Origin of the sequence: Sandarakinorhabdus sp., from assembly GCF_031422795.1 — a bacterium.
In the GTDB taxonomy this organism is placed as follows: Bacteria; Pseudomonadota; Alphaproteobacteria; order Sphingomonadales; family Sphingomonadaceae; genus Sandarakinorhabdus.
Window position 1 is genome coordinate 1 of record NZ_JANPML010000336.1, and the last position, 1608, is coordinate 1608.

1 protein-coding gene is annotated in these 1608 nt (G+C 67.6%); it reads right to left on the reverse strand.

Annotated elements, in window-relative coordinates:
- Positions 1-1608: phosphoenolpyruvate carboxylase (locus tag RMO81_RS12030; RefSeq protein ID WP_310476130.1), on the reverse strand; the 1608-nt coding region annotated here is incomplete at both ends.

Here is a 1608-nt window from a genome sequence, read left to right on the forward strand (position 1 = left end):
CTCGCCATAGGCCGCCAGCGTCTTGATGCTGGCGATGGCGTTGGCGGTTTCCACCAGCCCCAGCAATTGCCGCCCGCGCGCCGAACTGGCCAGCAGCGCCGCCAGCGCTTCCTGCGCGTCCACACCAGCGCTGCCGACCCCGGCCAGCACATTTACCGGATAGCCCAGTTGCTGCAGAATCGCATTGTGCGGAATGGCGCGGATCGAGCGCAACGACGCGTCGCGGTCGCTGCCGATATCGCTCTGGCGCTTCAGCCGGCGTGACCCGGTGACGGGGATCAGGCCGAGACCAAAGGCGGTGATCGCCCGCGCATAGGGGCGCGCTTCGAACATCTGGCGCTGGTGCCGGCGGATCATGCGGTAATAATCAAGGCTGAGATCGGTGCGGGTGTAGAACGGGTCGTCATTGCCGCCGTGCGCCAGCGTGGGCGAGATTTCGGCAATGCGGCTCAGCGTTGCCAGCGCCAGCGCATCATGGCCGAAGAACAGGAATCCATCGCCGCCCTGGAAGCTGGCTTCGGCCTCGACGCGGATGCCAGCAGCGGCAAACTGCGCCCGTGCCCAGCGGCTGAGCGGCCAGGCCAGGCGATCGGTGAAGCTGGCCGGGTGGGCGCCGCGCCCCATCGATTCGCCGTGGGTGTTGAAGATCAACGCCGCCACATCCGACAGGCCGTTCTTGACCATGGCACGCGCCAGCCGGCCCTGCAGCCGTTCGATGGCCAGCGCCGCCGGCACCTGGCCCACAAAACGCCCGGCATCGGAAAAACCGGTCTGGATCGCGACCCGGCCGCGCGCCCGGGCATAGGTGCGGTACGCTGGTTCAGCCAGCAGCGCATCCAGGAAACGGCCGCCATGTTCCAGTGCTGTTTCTGTCTCGAACAGTGGTGACACGTCCACCTTGTCGGCGATGCCGAACAGCCTGGCGAAATAGAGCGCGGCCAGCACGGTTTGCGGCTGTTCGCACTCGGCAATCAGCAGGCGAATGGGGGTATCGGCATCGAAATGCTTCAGGATCGCCGCCATGGCGAGGAACTGGCGCACCGCCGTGGTGCTTTCCACCGCCAGCGCCGCGAAGTTGGACCGCAGCGGCTTCACCGTATCGAGCAGGCCGCGCAGCCTGATCAGCGCCTGGCCGCTGCCCATGTCGAGCGTGCCATCGGGATCGATGCGGCGTCGGATGGCGTTGTGCAACTGCGCTGCGTTCACCCGGAAATGGATCCAGCCCATGCCCAGCCCATCGGCGGCCATGGCGGCGGCCAGCACCAGATGGCCGCGCGCCTGATCGGCAGGTAGGCCAGCCGCCGCTGCTCGCAGCTGGGCAATGGGTTCGACCAGGCTGGTCAGCGCATCGACATGCGGCGCGGTCACCCGGTTGGCGATGGCCGACAGCGCGGCGGCATCATCGGTATTGCCCGTGATCAGCGCCGCCTGGGCATGGGCATAGGTGCCCGCCCGCGACAGACGCTCGGCCAGTGCCAGCTCGCCCAGCCGGGCGGCTTCACCGGCCAACAAGGCCAGTCGCTCACCCTTTTCGTGGGCGCGAAATCCGATGCTGGTGGCCCAGCCGATGTCGGTGCGGCCATCCATGTCATAGCCGACCCAGCTTGC